The 23555-nt window shown below is 29.3% G+C and carries 17 protein-coding genes; 2 read left to right on the top strand and 15 right to left on the bottom strand.

Features of this window, described 5'->3' with window-relative positions; all coding sequences use genetic code 11:
• Window positions 1-10 precede the first annotated feature (10 nt).
• The 5 genes from cydC to L3B98_RS17050 are packed head-to-tail and all read right to left on the bottom strand — an operon-like array spanning window position 11 to window position 6492.
• Window positions 11-1783: a thiol reductant ABC exporter subunit CydC gene (gene cydC, locus L3B98_RS17030; protein WP_238917631.1), complete on the bottom strand. Its 1773-nt coding sequence runs from the start codon at window positions 1781-1783 to the stop codon at window positions 11-13.
• Complete coding sequence (cydD, locus tag L3B98_RS17035) at window positions 1780-3495, bottom strand: thiol reductant ABC exporter subunit CydD (RefSeq protein WP_238917632.1); 1716 nt, start codon at window positions 3493-3495, stop codon at window positions 1780-1782. The genes cydC and cydD overlap by 4 nt, the downstream gene beginning before the upstream one ends.
• 17 nt (window positions 3496-3512) lie before the next feature.
• Entirely contained in the window at window positions 3513-4517 is a 1005-nt protein-coding gene (gene cydB / locus L3B98_RS17040) for a cytochrome d ubiquinol oxidase subunit II (protein ID WP_238917633.1), read from the bottom strand.
• Entirely contained in the window at window positions 4508-5890 is a 1383-nt protein-coding gene (locus tag L3B98_RS17045; protein ID WP_238917634.1) for a cytochrome ubiquinol oxidase subunit I, read from the bottom strand. Before L3B98_RS17045 ends, cydB begins: the two co-directional genes overlap by 10 nt.
• A complete protein-coding gene (locus L3B98_RS17050) occupies window positions 5848-6492 on the bottom strand; it encodes a B12-binding domain-containing protein (protein WP_238917635.1) in 645 nt (214 codons plus the stop codon). Before L3B98_RS17050 ends, L3B98_RS17045 begins: the two co-directional genes overlap by 43 nt.
• 350 nt (window positions 6493-6842) lie before the next feature.
• Between L3B98_RS17050 and L3B98_RS17055 the strand changes: the two genes are divergently transcribed.
• Window positions 6843-7793, top strand: a complete 951-nt coding sequence (locus L3B98_RS17055; RefSeq protein WP_238917636.1) for a polyprenyl synthetase family protein — start codon at window positions 6843-6845, stop codon at window positions 7791-7793.
• Between the two features lie 146 nt (window positions 7794-7939).
• On the opposite strand, the gene L3B98_RS17060 is transcribed toward L3B98_RS17055, so the two are convergent.
• From L3B98_RS17060 to L3B98_RS17080, 5 genes are all read right to left on the bottom strand, one after another.
• On the bottom strand, window positions 7940-8911 hold the full coding sequence (locus L3B98_RS17060; RefSeq protein ID WP_238917637.1) for a methyl-accepting chemotaxis protein: 972 nt from the start codon (window positions 8909-8911) through the stop codon (window positions 7940-7942).
• Between the two features lie 12 nt (window positions 8912-8923).
• Window positions 8924-9955, bottom strand: coding sequence for an FIST N-terminal domain-containing protein (locus L3B98_RS17065; RefSeq protein ID WP_238917638.1), 1032 nt, complete (start codon window positions 9953-9955; stop codon window positions 8924-8926).
• Window positions 9956-10764: 809 nt separating this feature from the next.
• Window positions 10765-11868, bottom strand: coding sequence for an NADH-ubiquinone oxidoreductase-F iron-sulfur binding region domain-containing protein (locus L3B98_RS17070; protein WP_238917639.1), 1104 nt, complete (start codon window positions 11866-11868; stop codon window positions 10765-10767).
• Window positions 11869-11882: 14 nt separating this feature from the next.
• Window positions 11883-13973: an FAD-dependent oxidoreductase gene (locus tag L3B98_RS17075; protein ID WP_238917640.1), complete on the bottom strand. Its 2091-nt coding sequence runs from the start codon at window positions 13971-13973 to the stop codon at window positions 11883-11885.
• A gap of 145 nt (window positions 13974-14118) precedes the next feature.
• Window positions 14119-15600: an FAD-dependent oxidoreductase gene (locus L3B98_RS17080; protein ID WP_238917641.1), complete on the bottom strand. Its 1482-nt coding sequence runs from the start codon at window positions 15598-15600 to the stop codon at window positions 14119-14121.
• Between the two features lie 844 nt (window positions 15601-16444).
• Here L3B98_RS17080 and L3B98_RS17085 point away from each other — a divergent pair.
• A complete protein-coding gene (locus tag L3B98_RS17085) occupies window positions 16445-17341 on the top strand; it encodes a LysR substrate-binding domain-containing protein (protein ID WP_275298441.1) in 897 nt (298 codons plus the stop codon).
• Window positions 17342-17430: 89 nt separating this feature from the next.
• Here L3B98_RS17085 and L3B98_RS17090 read toward each other — a convergent pair whose 3' ends face one another.
• The 5 genes from L3B98_RS17090 to L3B98_RS17110 all read right to left on the bottom strand — a co-directional run bounded on the left by L3B98_RS17090 (window position 17431) and on the right by L3B98_RS17110 (window position 23212).
• Window positions 17431-18066: a tRNA-uridine aminocarboxypropyltransferase gene (locus tag L3B98_RS17090; RefSeq protein WP_015393929.1), complete on the bottom strand. Its 636-nt coding sequence runs from the start codon at window positions 18064-18066 to the stop codon at window positions 17431-17433.
• 219 nt (window positions 18067-18285) lie between these two features.
• Entirely contained in the window at window positions 18286-19986 is a 1701-nt protein-coding gene (locus tag L3B98_RS17095) for an acyl-CoA dehydratase activase (protein ID WP_238917643.1), read from the bottom strand.
• The gene (locus tag L3B98_RS17100; protein WP_238917644.1) at window positions 19983-21254 is read right to left on the bottom strand and encodes a 2-hydroxyacyl-CoA dehydratase family protein; all 1272 of its coding nucleotides are present in this window, start codon (window positions 21252-21254) and stop codon (window positions 19983-19985) included. The genes L3B98_RS17095 and L3B98_RS17100 overlap by 4 nt, the downstream gene beginning before the upstream one ends.
• A 313-nt stretch (window positions 21255-21567) precedes the next feature.
• Window positions 21568-22404 (bottom strand): Cof-type HAD-IIB family hydrolase, encoded by an 837-nt coding sequence (locus L3B98_RS17105; protein ID WP_238917645.1) that lies wholly within the window; start codon window positions 22402-22404, stop codon window positions 21568-21570.
• A gap of 46 nt (window positions 22405-22450) precedes the next feature.
• Window positions 22451-23212 (bottom strand): GNAT family N-acetyltransferase, encoded by a 762-nt coding sequence (locus L3B98_RS17110; RefSeq protein WP_238917646.1) that lies wholly within the window; start codon window positions 23210-23212, stop codon window positions 22451-22453.
• Between the last annotated feature and the right edge of the window lie 343 nt (window positions 23213-23555).

The raw sequence follows: 23555 nt of genomic DNA on the forward strand, positions 1-23555 counted from the left end.
GCCACTCTTTTTATAGTAAATTGTTCCGTATTGTGGCATAGCCACTCTTTTTATAAGTGTATATATTCAGATAATCATTTTGCAACTTCAAAAGCTTATAATACATGCCTTTATTATTAATTAGTTCTTTATGTGTTCCCCTTTCCATTACTTGACCTTTATCAAGTACTATAATTTCATGGAACTTGTCCATTTGAACTAAACGATGAGTTACCCATATACAGCTTTTATTGTGAATTTCTTCATGAATGGCTTTCACTATTTTTTCTTCAAGTTCTATATCTAAATTTGAAGTTGGCTCATCTAGCAATAATATTTCACTTGGCTTAAGCAAAGCTCTAACAAGCATAAGTCTCTGCTTTTCTCCTCCAGATATATTGTAGCCAAATTGTCCAAGCAAAGTATCTAATCCCTTTTCATTATTCTTTATTAAATCCAATATTTCAAACTTATCTAATAAACTTAAAATTTCACTTTCCGAAGCTTCTTTTTTAGCTATCAGTAAATTTTCTTTAATGGTCGTATTAAATACATAAGGATTTTGTTCAATAGCTGTAAAAGCCTCTCTTATATCATCTATGGACATATTTTTATAAGACTCTCTACCTATTAAAATTTCACCTTCCCTATACTTGATGAAACCTAATAATGCTTTAAGTATTGTACTTTTTCCTGAACCGCTAACTCCAACTATAGCAACTTTCTTTTTGTAAGGTAGTTCAAATGATAAATTATTAATTATGAAAGCATCTGTATCATTATCATAAATGCTTAAATTTTTAACTGAAAGATCATAGTTTTGTATTTTTTCAAACTTATTGCTGTTGTTAATATGGCTACTTTCTATTACAGTAAAAATATTTTCTCCACTTTCATAAGTTTCTTTAAATTTATACATTACCATATTCATTGGTATTAATGCTTCTAAAGAAGCTATAACTGTCAGTGGAAGCATTGCATAATATATTCCTTCCAACTCACCATTAATTACAAGTGGAGCTGCAATAATAAGAGCTAACCCCATTAAGATTGTTCCCATTAAAGCATTAATATTTGTCCCCAAAATATTTATTAGATTTTTTTTCTTTTGTATACGAGTTAACCTTTTACTTAAATAATTAAATTCATCAGAAAATTCATTTTTTAATGGATAAATATTTATTTCTATAATCCCTTTTAAACTATCAAGTAACATTAAATTTATGCTTTTATTTAATTTACTTTCTTCTTCTAAAAAATTATTATTTAGCTTATATATTAAAATTGGTAATATAAAACCTGTTAATATATAACCTATACCATAAATCCATGCAAGATTAATTGAAAAACAACCTATAAATATACCTGTAGCCACTCCAGTTAAAATAGCTATAATTAAAGGATATATACCTCTTAAATAGAAATCTCTTAATTTATCTACATCTGTAACAATTTTTGTATATATATCTCCTGTTTTAAACTTGCTCTTTTCTGAATAATTTTCATTAAAATTCTTATAAAACCATTGTCTAATACCACTTAAAATTCTAAAGGTTGCATCATGAGATAAAATTCTTTCAAAATATCTAAACACCCCTCTAAATATTCCAAAAAAACGAACTCCAACAATTAAAACCATTAGATCTAACACATCTGGATGAAGAGCTGCTCTTGAAATCAAAACAGCTGAAGTTGATAATAAGCCAACATTACATAAAATAGTAAACACACCCATAATCAATGAGCAAATAACAAAGAAAAACTGCCTTTTCATTAATGAATTCATTACTTTTAAAATTCTCATTGTTCTACCTCTGGTGACATCATTAACTTATAATATTCTCCTTGCTTTTCCATAAGTTCCTTATGTGTTCCCATTTCAATTATTCTACCTTCTTTAAGCATTATTATCTTATCAACCATCTTAATTGTATTTAATCTATGAGCTGCTATTAATACTGTATTAGCTTTAAAGTGTTTTTGTATAGCCTCTAAAATTAGTTCCTCTTTCTCTGAATCCAAGGCTGAGCTTGGCTCATCAAATATTATAAAATTAGAGTTTTTTACCATTGCTCTAGCTATAGCTATTCTTTGAGCCTCTCCACCACTTATTGTTAATTTTTCACCTTCACCAATTACAGTTTCAGCTCCACCTTTCGTAGCTTCACAAAACTCATTGATTTTTGAATATTTATATATGTTTAAAAGCTCATTTTCATCTAAATCTTTATAGCCTACACATATATTTTCTTTTATGCTTTTATTAAAAATATGTGGAAACTGGGGCACCAAAGCTATATTATCAAAATAGTTTTCAATTTGGTTTATATCTTTTCCATTTATAAAAACCATATTATCTTGTACTTTAAGAAAGCCACTTAATATATTTATTAAAGTACTCTTACCACTTCCACTTTCCCCTATTAATGCAACTTTCTCACCAGCTGCAATTTTAAAATTCACATTATTTAAGGCTTTTTTTTCATCATAGAAAAACTCTAAATCCTTAACTTCAATTTCAAACTTATTTTCTTTCATTTCAATATTACTAAGAGAACTATCATTAGCGAGCTTTTTTTCAAACTCTTCTATCTTTTCTATAGCAACAACTCCATTTAGTGACGCATGAAATTTCAAACCTAACTGTCTGACTGGAAGATAAAAATCTGGTGTTATTACAAGAATAAAGAAAGCACTAAAAAAACTTATCTTATCATAAACTAATCGCAACCCTAAATTCACTGCTACTAAAGCTGTACTTATAGTAGAAAAAAGTTCTAGCACAAGAGCTGAAAGAAAAGATACTCTTAAAACTTCCATTGTGGCTTTTCTATGATTTTCACTAATTTCATATATCTTGTCTTCTTGTCTTTTACTTATTCCAAATAATTTTAAGGTACTTAAGCCTTGAAGCATATCTATGAAATGAGAGCTTAATAAATTAAGCTTTTTCCATTGTTTTTCATTTGCTGCTTTAGACTTAAGCCCTATTAAAATCATAAATATTGGAATTAAGGGATATGTAATTACCATTATCAATGCTGAGATTTTATCCACATATGCTACACCTAAGCATATGAGCAGAGGAATTATAAAAGCTGCAAAAAATTGTGGAATATATTCTGAGTAATATTGTCCTATCATTTCAGTTGCTTCTGTAATAAGGTTTATGACTTCACCTAATTTTTCATTCTTAACTTTGTAGGGATTAGCTGAAACAACCAACTGAAACAATTTTTCTCTAAAATTTCCCTTTATATCCTCTGCTGAATTTTTTATATAAATCTCATTTACAAAATTCAAAGTAAATTTTAGCAATGCATTTGCTATAAACAAAATAAAGTAAATTTTCATATCTTTAAAAGTTTTAGCCTTTAAAAATATTCCTGATATCATAGCTGATAATAAATATGCTGAAATGACTACAAATAAAGCATTGAATATAGATGATACTGCTGATACTACTATATAAAACCTTTTAAAGTTGCTTTCCTTTAATAATCTTTTGTTTATCATATATCTTAAATAAACCTCTAATACTCTAAATCTTTAGCCGTAACTCTTTTTCTAAAGATCCAGTAAGTCCAAATTTGATATGCTAATACTATAGGAACAAATATTATTGCAACTTTAGTCATTAATGTAAGTGTATTCATGCTTGAAGATGCATTAGCAATTGTAAGATTATATTCAGGCTTTATGCTTGAAACCATAACTCTTGGGAATAATCCTGCAAATAGTGCAGCGACTCCAAGTCCAATAGAAAGTCCATTAGTAATCATTGCAATTTTAGCTTTTCCTACTCCCAATAGATACCAGCTCACTATTAAAGAAATAAATGCAATCACTGCTGCTACTAAAGATAACTTACTATTAAATAAATCTGTTTGTAAAAAGCTTAATAGAATTAGTAATGCTGATACTATTATTGCTCCAATTCCAATTGGTTTTGCTATTTTCTCAGCTTTTTCAGCTATAGGCTTATCTGCTTTTAATGCTAAAAAGACTGCTCCGTGGAAAGTAAAAACTAATAATGTTGTTATGCCAGCAACTAAAGTGTATATTGATATCAAATCAAAAAATCCACCTACATAATTCATTGTTTGATCAATTGGAACACCTTTTATAAAATTTGAAAGCGCAACTCCAAAAAGTATTGCTAAAAGCAAACTTGTAGTGAATATTACTTTATCCCAACCATCCCTCCATTGCTGACTTTCATTTTTACTTCTAAACTCAAAGGAAACACCTCTTAAAATAAGAGCAACCAGTACTACAAGCAATGCTAAATAGAAACCACTAAACATTGTTGCATACCAATTAGGAAATGCTGCAAATATTGCACCACCTGCAGTTATAAGCCATACTTCATTTCCATCCCAAACAGGACCAATTGTATTAATTATAATTCTTCGCTCTGTATCATCCTTACCAATTAACAAAAGCAATATTCCAACTCCAAAATCAAAACCTTCAAGAAAGAAAAATCCTGTAAAAAGTACTCCAATAAGTATAAACCAAATAATTCCTAAATCCATACTGACTCCTCCTTCTTATTATTAATGTTCTTTTTTTCTTCTTCTGGCATTACTTTTGCAAACTTAACCATTAATGTAACATCTATTATTGCTAACACTGTATATACCAAAGCAAAAGAAACCAAAGAAGTTACTACATAACTTAAAGATACTGTTGGTGATACTGCATTTTCAATTTTTAATAATCCAAATACAATCCAAGGTGCACGACTTACTTCTGTTAAAATCCAACCACTCGAATTAGCTAAATAAGGTAAAGCTATTGATAAAAGCATTAGTTTTAATAGAGTCTTCTTGTTATAAATTGTTCCTTTTTTATAAAAATATAAGCCAAGTAAGCCTATTAAGATCATTAACATACCAGCTCCAACCATTAATCTAAAGCTGTAAAAAGATAAATTAACTTGTGGTATGTAATTTCCTGGACCATATTTTTTTTCATATTCTGCTTGTATATCATTTAAACCTTTTACTTCTCCAGTAAAGCTGTTATAACTCATAAAGCTTAATAATTTAGGTACACTAATTTCAAAAGTATTCTTTTTATTTTCTTCATCTGCTATTGCTACTACTGCTAATGGTGCTGGGTCTTTAGTTTCCCATAAAGCTTCTGCTGCTGCCATTTTCATCGGTAAATTCTTAACTAAATACTTACCTTGTAAATCCCCCATTAATGCAACTAAAAAACTTGAAACCAAAGCCATGATTATTCCCATTTTCAAAGATGATTTTACCCATTCAGTGTTATTTTTCTTGATTACATGATATGCACTTATTCCCAATATAAAAAATGCACCTGTACATAAAGCTGCAAAAATTGTATGAGGAAATTGCACCCACAAATGTGGATTAGTAATCAAATCTGTAAAGCTTGTCATTTCAGCTCGTCCATTATTTAATGTATATCCAACAGGTTCATGCATAAAAGAATTTGCTGTTAAAATCCAAAAAGCTGAAATCATTGTTGCTATACTTACAATCCATATAGATAATAGATGTATTTTTTTTGATACTTTTTCCCAGCCAAAAACCCAAATTCCAAGAAAAGTTGACTCTAAAAAGAATGCTAATAAAGCTTCAATTGCTAGTGGTACTCCAAAAATATCACCAACATATCTAGAATAATTTGACCAATTCATTCCAAATTGAAATTCCTGTACTAATCCTGTTACAACTCCCATAGCAAAGTTAATAAGAAATAGTTTTCCCCAATATTTAACCATTTTCTTATATTTTTCATTCCCTGTTTTTACATAAAAAGTCTCCATAATTGCTAAATAAAAACCCAAACCAATTGTCAATGGAACAAAAAAGAAATGATAGACCGTTGTTATTGCAAACTGCCATCGTGCAAAATTAATAACGTTATCCATAATAATTCTCCTCTCATAAAAAATATTAATAAATAATCTATATGTATAATTATATAATAAGTATGTCTAAATTGGAACATTTTTGTGCAACCATATATTATTTTGAAGAAGAAATTAATTATAGAAATTGCAAGAAGATCTGTTTCCCTTTCTTTCAATTCTTTTATGATACTATGTATTGGTATATTAGATCCTAAATAAAAAGTATCCCATCCATCTAGTTCAAAAAAATCTGTAACCATTCTAATTCCAATTTCATGTAATTCATTTCCTGCACTTACCGAAAACATTGTTCTTCCCTTTTTCAATTTATTTTGAAATAAATATGGATACATAAGTGATATAATATGCTGAACAACATCAGTACAGTAATGTTCTTTAGCCACAGATATCTTGCCCTCCATCCATAGTTCACCGATTTCATAAAGAGCACCTTGTAGATATTTGATATAGATTTCTTTAAGATCAACATTTTTCTCTATCTTGTCTAAAATTAGCTGCGTTGCTTTCTCCTTTTGAAAATTAAGCAAATATCCTATAAATTCTCTCATTTCAATACATATTAGATTGGTTTTTTTCTCAATATTTTCACTTTCATACATACTAATTAAATAAGTAATATCTTATTTTTTTACTTTTTTTAATTCTTCTAACTTTTTATATCTATATTAATTATATTTCTACATTTATATCTTTTTCCCTTTTAAATTTTTCCTCCTTTTTCCTTTTAATTGTCTCATTTTTCAACAGTACATGTCCTATTCTGTCGTTTTATTTTATAATCGCCCACAAATTTCAAGTTGTCGAAATTATCCAGTTAATATTGTACTCTATTATTTATTGCTACTTATTAACTAAAAATATATTAATATGTTATAATTAGAAATATAAACGTTTAAACTTATTAACAATTATTTTATATATCATAACTAGGGTGTAGAGGGGATATGACATGATAACAAGTGCTAATCTATATGATTATTTTGAAAATGATTTATCTGAAATTAAAAATATTATTACATTAAATTTAAAAAATAGAGATTCTAGTACTAGTACCTTGCTAAATTCATTAGCAGCAACAGAAGGAAAAATGATAAGAGCTATTTTTACATTAATTGGTGGTTCTTTTGGTGAAATTGATAAATCTAAACTTTATAATATTGCTGCTGGAATAGAAATCCTTCATCTAGCAACACTTGTACACGATGATATAATAGATGATTCTGGTCTACGTCGCGGAAAAGAAACTATTAATATTACTCATGGAGCAAAAACGGCTTTGTTTACCGGAGATTACCTTTTTGCACAAGCCTTTATCTTATTTTCCGAATCTGCTTCGCGAGAAAGTTTTTATAATATTTCTAAGACAATAAAATTCATATGTCAAAGTGAAATAAATCAATTTTTATCAAAGTATTCTTTAAACTCCACTATTCTTGATTATTTTAGAAGAATAAACGGTAAATGTGCTTCACTTTTTTCATTAAGTTTGTCTTTAGGAGCCTTAGATGGACATGCTGATGATAAAATAATAAATACTTTAAAAAGAATTGGATATTATGTTGGTACTGCCTTTCAATTAATTGATGATATATTAGATATAACCACTCCAAATGCTGTTTTAGGTAAGCCATCAGGAAATGATTTATTCGAAGGTATATACACCTTTCCACTTCTATTTGAAATAAAAAATAAAAATGTGAAGTTATTATCGGCATTAGAGTCAAATGACCTTTCAACTGTTTCAGATATTTTAAAAACATCTGATGGTATAAAAACTGCTAGAAAGCTTGCAGAAAAATACACACTTAAAGCTTTAAGTTTAATAGATACGCTTCCAGATAGTCATGAAAAAACTATTCTTAAAAGCATAATAGATAAGTTACTCAAAAGAGAGTATTAGGAATTATACATTTTTCACATCTCATATTGCATAATAAAAGAGCATTTATATCACAATATGAACTTCTCCCTTCTAAGTAAAACAGTTTTATTATTTCAACTGTCTACCTAGAAGGAAGCATATCATGATAAATGCTCTTTTAAATATTATTCTTCTCTAAGCATCTTTATTTGATTCAAATAATTGAATACATTAATATAATAATCTGCTTTTTTCTGAATACTATAAAGTATGTTTTCGAGTTCTTTATTTTCAAGCCTTGATCTATCTACCAAATTATTTAAGTTCATAGATATTTCTTTTATTCCTTGTAAATTTTCCTTTTGAGATTCCTGAACTTGTTGAACATTTTCATTTACTTCTGATTCAGATTCAATTATATTTTCTAAAATAGTAGAAGATTTTTCAATAATACCCGTAGTAGATCCAATAAGTGAAGTTCCTTCAGTTGATTTATCAGACAATTCTCCCATAGAATGTGTTAAATTTTTTAAAGAATCAATAATATCTTTTGCGTTCTTTTGAGTATCAACTGATAATTTTTTTATTTCATTTGCCACTACAGAAAATCCTTTTCCTGCTTCACCTGCTCTTGCTGCTTCTATTGATGCATTTAATGATAATAAATTTGTCTGTTGAGCAATTCCTGTTATTATTCGTGCAAAATCTTGTATGCTATTATATTGTACTTGGATATTGGAAATCAATTTTATAAATTCATCAAATACAGTTGAAACTATTTTAACTTGTTTTATCAATTCATCAAAATCTAGTTTAGCAGTTTCAATCTGCTTTTGAGACTTATTCAAACTTGTAATTACATCCATTAATAAATTTTCTGTCTTATCACTATTTTTAGATAGCATCTGTAAATAGTCATTAACCTTTTCTGTTTGTTCTGTTGTGAATTCTACTCCCTTTAACAAATTTCCTAATCCATAAGTAATATTTCCTTCTTCACTAACAACTAAAATCACATTATTCTTAATCTGATCAACTAATTCTATTACTTCCTCTATATATATAAAACACTCTTCCCCATCTTTTGAATATCTAACAATATTATCTTCAGAAATCCTTACATCATCAATTTTTGTATCTTTCGCTTTCTTCAACATAAACTTCCCCTCCTATTCAACAGCCAATAAAACCATAGTTTGATTAACATGTTTTCTATAAAACTGTTCTCCATAACTTACAAATCCAGTTATATTTGGACATAACCCTGTTAATTCATTGTCAATCGACTTCCAAATTCCATCTTCTTGAAATTTCAAACTTCTTAATATACAATTTATAGCCAAAACGAAACTAGGTTTGAAATCTATTTCTTTCACAGTTTTTCTTAGTTGTTGAACTGGATCAACTGGTCTAAGCATCTCTACAAAAGTATCTGAGAGCATTTGACAATAAAAAGTAATCGACTTGTCTGGATTAACTTTCATAGGGGATGCTATGTATATTTCATCTTCATAAATCCTTCCCAAAGGATTATTTATAAAATAGTTTGGTAATTCTTGCTCTCTTACATTTAAAACTTTAGCATATTCAGTACTTGCAGGAATTTTATTAAAAGTTTTTACAGTTCTACTTATTAAATCTGAATCTGTAATTAGCAGCCTATTTCCAGTAGATTCATAAATATTTTCCTTAATAATCTTCGTTCTTTTTTTCATATTAAAGAAAATAGCAACACTCTTCACCCTTCTTGCCCCAATAAAAATAAGCGTTTCTTCAAATTTGAGGTTATCTCCAGCACTTCCACCAATTATCTTAAAATCATTATCTGTAAAATAAAAAGTTGTAATAATACTTTCTTCTGTCCCATTTAAACCATCACATAATAACAGTGCAAAAGCATTTTTATTACTTTGAACCCTCTTATAGGCTTCCTTTAATTTTTTAACATTCTTTATTGGAGGATTTGTTATTTCAACAACTTCTCCTTGTTCCAAATCATATTCAAATCCAGTAATCACACCATTTTTATAGCCACTTTTGCAGTATTCTCCAGCTGTTGAACAAAGTATAACATTTGATGATACCTGCTTAGATAATTCTGTAATTAATTCAGTATTAGAAAAAACAACAAATCCTTTATCTAAATTATTTTTGGTATAATTCAACGCTTCTGCAACATTTGAAAATAAAAATTCTCTCATAACTCCATCTCCTATCAATACCATTTAGTTATTTTTTATTAAAGTATAATTTAAACACCCTAATTCTTTCACAAGATTATATAATTAATTTTTTAGTGCTGATAATTCTTGAATACTTTCATATATCTGTTCGGTTGAAGCGCTTACTCTTCACTTTCATTCAATATACAAAAAAATTATTCACGTTGAAAAGGTATTGGTTTCTAATTGCGCTATAATTCTCAAAACTTCTGAATGTTTGATATTAACCATAGTCACCCTCCTAAATTATTTTTATCCTGTTAGTAATAATTATAAAAATTTCACTATACTAACATAAATTTAGTTAACAAAATTCTACCCAAATTAGCTAAATTTTATTTTATATGATAGTTATATTCATATTTTATATATTTCTATTTATCTTTCTTATTTCCTCTCACTTTTCGATTTGTTGATCTTTTTTTATTCCCTCATAATTCTGCATAATATATAGTTTTTCAGTTTTATTTGTCAGAATGTTCTATGATTTTTTTAACATCTTATCTTTTACGAAGATATTATGTATTAATTTGTAATACTATTTATTTTGCCTGAATTTACTTTTTATCTTATACTTTATATATAAACAATTTAATTATATTAAACCCTTTATTATTGGAATGACTTGTCCCTTAGAGTCATTCTTTGTTTTATTACTAAACAAAATCTTTTAAGTATAAAATATAAATGCTTCAATGTTTATTCTTATAAAAGAATAAATAGGTGTTTCAAATAATATTTTTATCTGAAACACCTATTTATTTTACAATTAATTCGTATAAAATGTTTTATCGCTTACATGGTATAGGCTTTTGCGGGCATCTAGGTTTAATTGCTCCAGCCTTAACTATTGCATCTTCTTCACAAGCCTCTACACATTTACCACATTGAGTACATTCATCTTGATCAATTACATGTATAAACTTCTTCTTACCAAGAATTGCATCATCATCACATTCATCTATACAATCTGTACAACCTATACACTTATCTGCAAGAATATGATAAGTAACAAATTTACTACATGCCCCAGCTTTGCAAGCTTTTTTAGTAATATGCTCTTCTATCTCTTCTTTGAAATTATTCATAGCACTTAGTACAGTTAACGCAAGTGTTCCATCAACTTCACAAAGCACTTGATTTTTCATTTCACTACAAAGATCTAATAATAAAGCTATATCACTTGTCTTTCCCTTTTTTTGCGTAAGATCTGAAAGAATCATGTTAATTTGAGTAACCCCCTCAAATCCAAAGACACATCTTCCACAAGATTCTTTTACGTAGCTTTCTGCTATAGTTTTTAATTTATCTAAAATACAATCAGTTTCATCAAATATAGTAATATAGTCTGTTGTTAGTTCAAGTTCAGTATTAAGATCAGCTTCTCCTATGAAAATTGCCATTGGATAACCTAAATACATTCCTTTAAAGGTACCTTTAACACCAGCAGTTTCTACAATTTCCTTTGCAGAAACCTTTTTATTAAAAGTATAACTTCCACTTTTCTTTACACTACCATTTATATATACGTTCTTTGAATCACTACCTAGAAGCATTTCAACTGTAAATACAGCTTTATCTTCTTCTTTAGAAGCAGGTATTGCCTTTTCTCCTTCTATAACTTTTAAAATTGCACTTGAGTTTCTATAAACAAATCCAAAACTCCCATCAACTAATATAATTTTTAAGTTCATATTAGGATAATTTTTAGCTTCTGCTTCTAATTTATTTTGAAGCTCTTTTTCCTTTTGATCTAATACGATATAATTCTCTTCTGCTTTTTTTAAGTTTATTGCTTCTAAAACTTGAGAGGTATTATTCTTTAAAATATCAATTGAAACTGGTGCTTCTTTATATGCAGTTACTCCATTACATATTAAATAATTATTCATATTCTTTCACCTCTCTAATATTCATTCCACATTTTAGGAGCTTTTAAATTTAATCTCAAATCACATTGTAAACAACGACTTGCTTCACACATAGCCTTTTCCTTTGATAAAGTTTTTTCTACAATATCAAAATTACATTTTCTCTTATCTGCCTCTACAAGTTCTATTGAAATTCTTTCTAATTTAGAGAACCCAGAACAACTTCCAATGTATGGATCTGGTGTTTCTTTTTCTAAAAGATTTTCTGATATATCACCATTTCCACCTAAATACTTATCAATTTCTTCAGCACTTTTACGTCCTGCTGCAATTGCTGAAATTACTGATTTAGTTCCTGTAACTACATCTCCAGCTGCAAAAATTCCCTTTACGCTTGTTTCTAAAGCTTCATTAGTTTTAATATATGGTCCATGAGTTAATTCAAGTTCCATAACTTCTGTTCCAGCTGGTTTTTGCCCAACAGCAAAAATAACATTATCAACTGGAATTATCTCATTAGAACCTTCTACTAATTCAATCACAGCTTTTCTATCACTATCAAAATAGAATTTATCAACTTTTTGCAATTCTACACCTTCAACTTTTCCACTTCCAGTAATTCTTAAGAAGGAATGTGCTGCATGTGAAATAATACCTTCATCTCTACCTTCTTCAATTTCTTCTTTAGTTGCAGTTATTTGATCAAGATTTTCAAGACATGCTATATGAACTTCTTTTGCACCTAATCTTAATGCTGTTCTAGCACAATCATAAGCAACATTACCACCACCTAAAATCATGACTTTTTCTTTCACTTCAAGAGGCTTACCTTGACGTGCTTTCTTAAGGAAATCAGCATTTACATATGTCCCTTGTAAGTCATTTCCTTCAAGTGGAAGCATTGTCCCTTTATGAGTACCAATAGATACAAGCACTGAATCATAACCCTTTTCTAACAAGCTCTTTGGAGCATCAACTTTAGTGTTAAGAACAAGTTCTATTCCTTCTGCTAATATATCTCCAATTTCCCTATCAAGTACATCATCTGGTAAACGATAAGCTGGAATTCCATAACGGCATTGTCCTCCTGCTTTTTCATTTTCTTCAAAGATTGTAACCGAATGGCCTTTCTTTGCTAAAAAATATGATGCTGTTAAGCCTGCTGGTCCTGCTCCTATTACTGCAACCTTCTTTCCAGTTGCCGCTTCTCTTCTAACTTTGCTCTTCCAAGAACCATCATCACCTTCAGCTGCTGCCTTTTTTAATTTACAAACTGAAATTGGATTCTCGAATTCATTTCTCTTACAGTTATCTTCACATACGTGATTACAAATGTTTCCTAAAGTTTCTGGGAAAGGAACTTTTTCACGTATTACAGCTGTTGCTTTTACAAATTCGCCTTCTTTAATGTAACGAATATATCTAGGCACATCTGTATGTGCTGGACATGCAGCTCTGCAAGGTACTACGGAATCACTATAAGACATATCTTCTTTCTTCATGCCAAGAGAATCCATAATAGATCCTGTTGGACATACTTCTATACAAGCACCACAGAATTTACATCCTGCTTCTTCAAGAGATAGTCCTCCGTCAACTCCAACACGGATACCGTCCTTTGTTCTTTGATAATCTAGTACTCTAACTCCTCTTAGTTCTCTACATGCTCTAATACATCTTCCACATCTGATACATCTTGTAAATAAATGATCAATTAATGGATTACTAGAATCGTTAGGAACTGGTCTTGATTTTTTTCTCCACCTTTCCGCACTTACTCCCATATATTGATATAAAGATTGTAATTCACACTTTCCATACTTTGGACATCCTGTGCATTCTGCTGGATGAGTTGCAAGAATTAATTCCATAGCCATTTTTCTTGTTTTATCTGCTTTTTCTGTACTTATTTTTATTGACATACCATCTTGTACTGTTGTCTTACAAGCAGGTACTGGATTTTCCACTCCATCTACTTCAACTGAACAAAGACGACAGCCTCCTACAGCTTCCAAGTCAGGATGCTTACATAAATGTGGTATGTAAATTCCAGCTTCAAGAGAAGCCTCTAGTACCGATGCTCCTTCTTTCACTTCTATTTCTTTTCCCTCTATTATGATCTTCATATCATATTCCTCCTAATGAAATAAAACAACAAGTCTTGCAAAACTCACATAGACTTGTCATTTTTATGTAGCTTGTCAAGTAATTTAAATTACTTGACAATCTCTAATATCTGCTAACTAAATGACAAAATCTAAAATCTGTTAATTAAAAATCACTTAATTTAGCTGCTGCATTTTCTCCTGCAATACGTCCACTGTTTAAGCAGAAGCCCATTGTGTTACCTGATAATATAAATGGATAACTATCTCCAAAAATGTTACATGCATCTGTACCTACTGCATATAATCCAGGAATCACTTTATAATCTCCTGTCATAACTTCTGTCTTATGATTAATAAGAACTCCACCTATTGATCCATAAGCTCCAACATTTTGACGACAAATATAGAAAGGTCCTTTTTCAATTGGTTGCATATATTGTCTGTCTTTTTCAAATAATTCATCGAAACCTTCAGCGCACATGTCATTGTACTCTTCAACCTGAGCTACTAAACCTGCTACATCAACACCTGCTTTTCCAGCTAATTCTTCAATAGTATCAGCTTGAGCTATTGGTTCATATCCAGCTTCAAGATCTTTTTCCCATTGTTCATCAAAATGATCAAATAAATCATGTGGATGTACGTGAGATACTATATCTGGTCCTCTTTTCTTATATTTCTTAAGAAGTTTACTATCAAATATTGCATATGCTACGCTTCCAGGTTGTGCAGTAATTGCATTTCCAGTAAAGGTTGTATTTGCAATTTGATCTTCTGGCATAAATCTTTGTCCTAGTCTATTTACCCAAAGACAAGGTTGACGAAATGCCCCATCAAGGATGAAGTGATTCATATTATCTGGTAATTGATACATTAATTCCATTGAACATGGTGTATGTCCTGCACCTGCTTCCCAAGCCATTTTGATACCATCACCCTTCATTCCTGGGATAGCAAAATTGAAAATAGTTTTTCCAAATTCATAGCCTGTCTCTTCTTTAATCATTTGAGGATTATCTCCAAAGCCACCAGTAGCTAAAATAACTGATTTAGCTCTTGCTTGAATTTCTTTACCATCTTTATTTTTAGCTATTACTCCAACAGCTTGGCCATCTTCCATTATGATCTTGTTAACAGGTGTTTCAAAAAGTATTTCTACTCCTAATTCTACAGCTTTTTCTGTCATTCTCTTTGTCATTGTAGTAGCTGCACGAGGGCCTGGAGCACCGCCACCTTCTGGTTTTACAACATGCCATGTAAATTCTCCATCAGAATATGCTCTTGTATTTTCTGGTGCACCAAAAGCTCTTGACACCCCCACAAATTCAACTCCCATATCAATTAGCCAATCAATTGTATCTCCTGATTTAAAGTAATAATCTCGAACCATACGAGCATCTACACGGTAATGAGTAAAATACATATGCTTTCTAAAAGCTTCTCCCGGAGTAAGTGCTACCATTTGATTTCTTTGAACTGATGACCCTACGCCGAGTGGCCCCATTCCCATGTTAGCAGCTCCACCTGTTGTATTTGATTTTTCAAAGACTGTTACCTTTGCTCCATTCTCTGCTGCTGAAATAGCCGCGGCTAACCCTGAAAGTCCTCCAGCAACTACAATTACATCTGTTTCAATATTTCTCATTACTAATTCCTCCATTTATAATTTTGATAAAACTTTAACATTTTTACATATAATTTTTTAAATATAACGTATACATCAACATAAGAGTATATTTGTTCTTAACTATAATTAGTATGTCTTATAAATAAATTATACATATGAAACGTATACATAGTCCAATATCAAATTAGAATAATCTATTATAACTTTTAGTTATAACAGATTATCTATTGTTAATAATTCTACTTTTAGATATAATCTAAAAGTAGAATTAAAGTTATATTCATTACAATTAACAGTTTACAGTGTACATTTTATGCCCTTTACGGGTAGTCTGTGACCAATTGATAATTGAGCATTGGAATATATATATTAAACTAATTTTACTATAGATATCCAAATTAATACTCAAACTTATAAATGGAATATGTTTACACTCTTGAGAAATTAAAATTACTAAACTACACTAGAAATATGATACATTTTTTTCTGGAGCAGGCATGTGAAATTGAGCTGTTGAAGGGTATTAAGCAGAGAACCCAAATCTATGATTTGGTGTGAATCGCTTACTCAGCGAACGAACGCGAGTCGAGTTTCCCCTACGGCTTGTTTCATTTCAGCTTGTCCAAAAGTGAATGTCCAAAAAGTAAGTGTCCAAATTTTATATTTGGAAACACGAACTTTCTCCTTGGAGATTTTACATCTGGAACACACTGAAATGACGACAAGCCCACATTTAGAACCTTCCAGCGAAAAATTCACTAGTCCTGCGGAAGATAAATGTATCATATTCCGGTAATTGTTGCATAAATTTAATTCTTACATTGTGTATCTATAACTGATTAATAACTATTGAGGTGAATCAATGTATAGAATATCTTTTCAACAAATTCATTATTTCCTTGTAATGGCTGAAGTATTAAACTTCACTGAAGCTTCTAAATTACTATACATATCCCAACCAGCTCTCAGCAAACAAATACAAATATTAGAAAAAGAACTAGGAGTCTCCCTTTTTATACGTAATAATCAATCTGTGGCACTAACACCAAGTGGGAAATTTCTTTTCGAAGAATGGAGTTGTTTAGAAGACAAACTGAATTCATCTATTTCAAATGCAAAATCATTAAGCCATTCTTGTTCAGGTTCATTAAATATTGGTAGTACTGAGACCTTTGAATGTGAGGAGTCTATACTTGAAATAGTAGATTCATTTCGAATAAACTATCCTAATATAAACGTTAATTTAGAACTTTACGGCTTTAGAAGTTTACGCGAAAAGTTAAATTCGAAGGAATTAGATATAATATTCGTTCCATATTTTGAACTGGCTTCTTACAAAGATATTGAGTTTGTTCACTTTCAAGAAGTTAATATAGCAATTGCTGTTCCAACTTCTAATCCATTATCTAAATTGGATAACGTTACAATAAAAGATTTAACTGATCAGCCTTTTGTAGTAATTTCCTCTGATGAATCTGCAAATGGCGTTGAAACGATAAAAAACACTTGCCGACTAAATGGTTTTAGTCCAAATATAGTAAAGTATACCAAAAATATGAACTCATTAATTCTTGCCGTGAAAAATGGTGAAGGAGTTACTTTTTGCAACAATAAAATACCTGTTGATAAAAAAATACGCTTATATGAATATCAAAATCCTTTAAAAGATTCAGATATTTATGCTGTTTGGAAAAAAAACAATTCCAAACTCGAATTAAATTTTTTAAAAAACGAATTATTAAAGCTTAATGAGAATTAAATCCTCAAGTAAATATCTTCATTTCTAATTTCATTTAAATATAATAAAAAACAAGAAGAGGCCTTCAAAACTTCTTCTTGTAAGATTTTTCAATTGCTTAACTTTACTCCATTTGCTCCCGCTTTAAACCTTTTTATAAACAAATCAAAGGTGTCCTTAACTACTTGTGCATTTTTAAACTCATTGTTTAATTTAAGGATTTCAATTGCTGTTTCGATTGTACACAATTCACCTTCTGATGCTCCTCTTCTCAACTCATATTCTGACTTGTGAGTTGGATTTAATGAAATCCTTGGTAACTTATATAAATAATCACTTTTTCTTAATATCTTAGCAGCTTCTTTCCATGTACCATCCAAAATTATAAAAACTGGAATCTTTTTAGAAATTTCATCTTTAAATTCTCTTTTTTGTAAAGCGTTGTTCTCTGTAGGAAACAATATATATGTTTCATATTTTTTACTATTAATATATTCAATTAATTTTTTAGGAGGCTTTGTTCTCTCCCATAATATTAATTCCGTTGATTCTTGATTAATTAATTTCAGTAATCTTGCTGTATTAGAAGGTCTATAAAATTCACTTTCCGTTGATAAAATCAATATTTTTGCTTTAGACTTTATCTTTGGCGCAATACTACAGATGCAATTTATCATTGGTATTCCACATTTATTACAACTCTGATACAGTTTTGTAACTTGCTTGACTTTAAATTCAGACTCCATTTTGCCTCCTACTTTGTAAGTTGTATTTTGATATCGCTTATTGATTATAACATATTCGTGACTTCTATTAATCATAAAGAATATAAAAACTAACTTTCCAAATATAATGCGAATAATTCTAACAGCTAATCTTCTTCATGACAGAATATAAAAAAAACACCACATATTCATTTTGAAAATGTGGCATTTTACTATTTTCAACCTTTGATTTTTATAAACCTATAACTTCAAGTCCTCAAGTCCAAATATAGCTGCTCCTAGTGCTCCAACTATTTCTGGTTCATCTGAAATGAATAATTTTTCTCCAACTTTTTCTTCTATTGCTTTTACTACCCCTATGTTTTGTGCCACTCCACCAGTCATCATAAATCCACTTTCTTTTCCAACTCTTCCAAGAAGAGCATTAGTTCTACTTGATATTGATTGATTTAATGCATGAATAATATCTGCTTTTTCTTTATTTTGAGCAATAAGTGAAATTACTTCAGATTCAGCAAAAACTGAACACATGCTACTTATTTTTATATCCTCTTTCCATTTTAAAGATTCTGGCCCCATATCCTTTATATCAATTTCCAGAGTTCTAGCCATCATTTCCAAAAATCTTCCTGTTCCAGCAGCACATTTATCATTCATTACAAAATCAATAACTTCACCCTTATCATTTAGCTTAATAACTTTACTATCTTGTCCACCAATATCTATAATTGTTCTAATATTGGAATTCAAATAATGTGCTCCTTTTCCATGACAACTTATTTCTGTTACTTCTTTGTCAGCAAAGGTTATACTTACCCTTCCGTAACCAGTAGATACAATTAATGAAAGATCTTCTCTGGTTAATCTAGCCTTTTCCAATACTTCTTCCAGGGCCCTTTTAGCACTTTCACTGCTTTTTGCTCCTGTTCTAACAACCGTATATGCTACAATTTCTCTATTGTTCTTAAGAATAACAGCATTAGTCGAAGTTGAACCACTATCAATTCCCATCACGTATTTTGTTACTGCAGAACTTTCTTCAAATGCTTTATTTAACAAGCTATCGTTATTATCCATATTGTTATCACCTTTTTCTTTATTCGCATTTAACGATTCAACAAAAGCTTCTACTCTTGTTTTTATTTGTCCTTCACATTGTTTGGTATAATCTGTTTCCACCTTTAATACTGGAATATCATAATTTCCTTTAATGTCAGCATATTCATATGAGTAAATGTCACAAAACTTAACAGTATGATAAATTATTCCATCTAAATTTTCTATTTGCTTTTTAAGAAAATCATTTCTCTCACTAATATCTGCCATATGTAAACATGGCAATTTACTTAATAAATCTCTTATATAATCACTATATATGTTATCATTTCTCAAATTGTACTTCCTCTCATCTCCAGTACATGAAATGTTAAACAAAATATTAGCATCATACTTTTCAATCATCTCAACAATTCCATCATTGCATCTTGCGCCCATTAATCCAATATTTAATCCCTTGGATGGTTTAATATTATCACTCTTTATAGAATCACAGACTTCTTTAAGTTTTTTCTCATCAAAACTCTTATTACTAAATTCTTCATAAGCTCTTATCATTTCAGTAACCACTGATTTGTATATTTTTATAGAATCCTCATTAACCTTTCTTGGTAAGTCTAATATATATATGAATTTATCTGGAAAATTTTCTTTTAAAGTATCATAAAGTCTTCTTGTACTATCACAACAACTTGTTAATATTATACCTTCATAATCGTTTAAAATAGCATCCTCTAATACTCCTTTAACATATGAACATAAATTTGTGTGCATCATGGTTTCAGCTTTATCATAGCTTGTCACATTTGGTTCAATTCTCTTAATTTCCACACCTAAGCTAGTAAATATTTCTATAGGTGTATATTTACAGGTATATCCAATCATTTCTGTACCTCCGTATTATTTAAGATTTCTAAAAATGCTTCTAACCTAGTTTTTAATTGACCATCATGACAATTACGCCTATCCATACAATCTCCATCTAAAATAAGCATAGGAATATTTTTTTCTTTCATTGCTTGTTTAAGCTGCATTACTCCTCCAGCAGACTGCTTACATCCCCAATGACAGAAATTTATAACTGCTTGCGAACCGAGTTCATCAACTGCATTTTTTATTGCTTCAATCTTTCTTTCAAAAGAACCATTATATATATTTAAAATCAATTTCTTTGCTAATGCTTCCAACGGATGCTTTATATCTAATTCATCCATATAATCAAAATTTGTATCATAAGATTGAATTTGATATTTTGGATTAAAGTTAAAGTATTCTTTCATAGTTTCTTGATAATATGGCAAAAGATGAACCCAGAATACCTTTAATCCTTCACTATCTGGATAGCTTTGTATATCTTGAGCTAATAATTTATAAAAATCATATATTTCCTTAGTCCCTATACCTACATGTGATGCAAAAAGCATATACATATGCAATGTTAAAGAACTTGGATAATACTTTGTTTTTTGGTATTTTAAAAATTCTTTAAAGAAATTTTTTGATTCATTTTCTCTTTGTAATATTTCCGATAATTTTTCTATATCAAATTTCTTATTACACTTTTCTTCAAGCATAGAAATCATATGATTCAATTGAGTAACTACATATTCTTCATTTTCTATAGAATATTCATATGGAATATCTAAAACGTATGAATCTATACTATGTTTCTCTCCAAGATAACGTATTGTGTTTACATTTCCATCACAACAGGTTGAAGTTGTAAATGCAAATTTAGGTTCTGGCAAAATCCCACTTTCAACAGTTCCTATAAACCCTTTATGATAAGAACACAATGTTTCTGCCACTCCTATATTTTCAGCATATTCATTTACAAAATCTTCACATTCAAAGCCTGACATAAAGCAAGACATACACTCTAAAGATATTGGATTGATATCAAAACATTGTAATATTTCTACAGGAGTAAAAATATTAACCCATGCAGAATTTTCTGGTTCCCTCAAGCCTTTTAATATTGAGTTAATTGCAATTAAATTCAATTCTTTATAAGCTTTTGGCACTTCTTGAGATGAAAACTTTACTATTTGCTTTTCTAAAAAAAGTCCTAGCTTTATCATTTTATATGCATTTTTAGGATTTACTTCTGCTTGTTTCTTAGTTAATTCTTCATATTTTTTTACTAAGTCCATACTTCACCTCATTCTTACGACTAAAACTATATTTATGCACAATTTTTATTCTTAGTTTTTTCAACCACTCATATTCTATTCCTATTTATTCCAACATTCAAACATTTATACCTTTTCATTTTTTAACTTTTTGTGAACATTTGATTAATTTTCATAATTTTTACTAATAAAAAATTAATTCCCTATTATAAACTATTAGTTAGTTATAATAGGGAATTAATTAGTCTCATAAATTTATGTAAGTCTCAATTAACAATATTCAATTATCCTGAAAATTTAATTAGATAAAGTTCGAAGAACCAGATATGAAAATTTAATATTTTGAAAAAATAAATTTTTCTATAGCCTTAGCTACTCCATCGTTATCATTTGTATCAGTTATATAATTTGATATTTCTTTTACAGCATCACTAGCATTGCCCATTGCAATTCCCATCCCTGCAAATTCAATAGCCGACAGATCATTTTCGCTATCACCTATTGCTATTATCTCTTCTTTTTTTATTTTATAATGATTAGCAAGTATTTTAATGGCATTTCCTTTTGAGGTTCCTTTGGTGGTAATTTCAATGTTATGATTAGATGAACTTGTAATTTCAATTCTATCCATATTTAATAATTCTTTTCTAAGGCTATTTATTTTATTCTTACTTCTACTTATAATTTCACATTTTACTATATTATTTTTCTCACTATGAAAGACTTCATCCCATCTCTCACTATTTTTTACAAACTCTATTTTAACTGATTTGTTCACATAACCTTTGAATTTTAGATACCTCATTATAGTAGCTACTATTAAGTTGCCACAATATGTTTTACTTAATGAATTAAAAATTGGCTTTGCATTATACTTCTTTAATATTATTAATAATTTTCTACTTAACTCTTCATCTATAGTACTCTTATAAATAACATCAGGTTCATGTTTTTCTTTAACAATAGCTCCAGTACAAGCAATAATAGGTGAATTTAATCCTATTAAATTTGAATAGTCCTTAGCGTCAAGAAAAGTTCTCCCCGTGGTTATTACAATATATATTCCGAGCGCCTCAGCTTTTTTGAGTATTTTTTTTGAAGCTTCACTAATTCTACGTTTACTATTTAAAAGAGTTCCATCTAAATCAATACAAACTAGTTTATACTTCATAATAATTTTCTCCAATATTTTCAAACTTCATCTGTAGCCTCCGAAGCTAAAATTTTACCTTAAGTAATCTTGTCCAGCAGTAATTTCCTGATTTAAATTGAGTTCTTAATGAATTATAATTATGATACCAACAACCAGAAATAGCTTTCTTATTTCTTACTTTAACAATTTTCTTCAATTCATTTAATATACAAGTGCCAATTCCTCGTCTTCTGTACTCTTCTCTAACATACATTCCAATGCTCTGCAAATCATTTCTTATTATACCAGGTTCAATTATGCCAAATCCCACTAATTCATTATCCTTTTCTGCTATGTAAATAAATTTGTTATTAATATATTTATTTATATCATCAAAAAAATCTTCACTATATTTTTCTATACTTTGTGCATCTAAAGGTGTTGCTAACCTCAAATTTATAGCACAATTATTTTCATTATTTAAATCTAAATCTCTAGTAAAATATGCTTGTTTGTGCAAACTATCAAAATCATCTAAACATAGACTCAACAAAAATTCATCTCCAGTAGGTACCAATGCTTCAGATACTTGTTCTAAGTATTTTGCTTTTGTAAATATATCTTGAGCCAAATAATTATACTTATTATCTAAACCAAATGATGTTAGTAATTTCTTATTATAAATACCACAATATCCTATTTTTTCTTCATCCAATACTATATGAAAAAAATCAGAGGAAATAACATGTTCCTCAAAAAAGGATTCTATTAATATGTCATTTTCCCTATAATACCCGCATAACTTATCTTTTATTTCATCAAATTCACATTTTTCAAATACAACCATCCTTTAATCTTTCCCCACTCTCTGTCACATTATCATCTAAACAGCATTATCTATTATAATATAAGATTTTCTCTTCACTGCCAATGAAAAATTTTACATATATAAAATTTAAAGAGAATAATCACTTTAAATATTCAATGCTTTTATTTGTCATTAGTTTACTATCACAAGTCAATTATATCACAAATTGTAATTATTATTGAATAATAAAAAATACCGCTGATTATATATCGCGGTATTTAATAAAGTAGTTCTTATCTGTCATTTTTCATCTTTGCATATCTTATATGGCACACTCCGTCTATTCACTAACCAGATTTTTATGATTTAATTTGTTATAGCT

The sequence above is a fragment of the Clostridium sp. YIM B02555 genome (assembly GCF_022320955.1).
GTDB lineage: Bacteria > Bacillota > Clostridia > Clostridiales > Clostridiaceae > Clostridium > Clostridium saccharoperbutylacetonicum.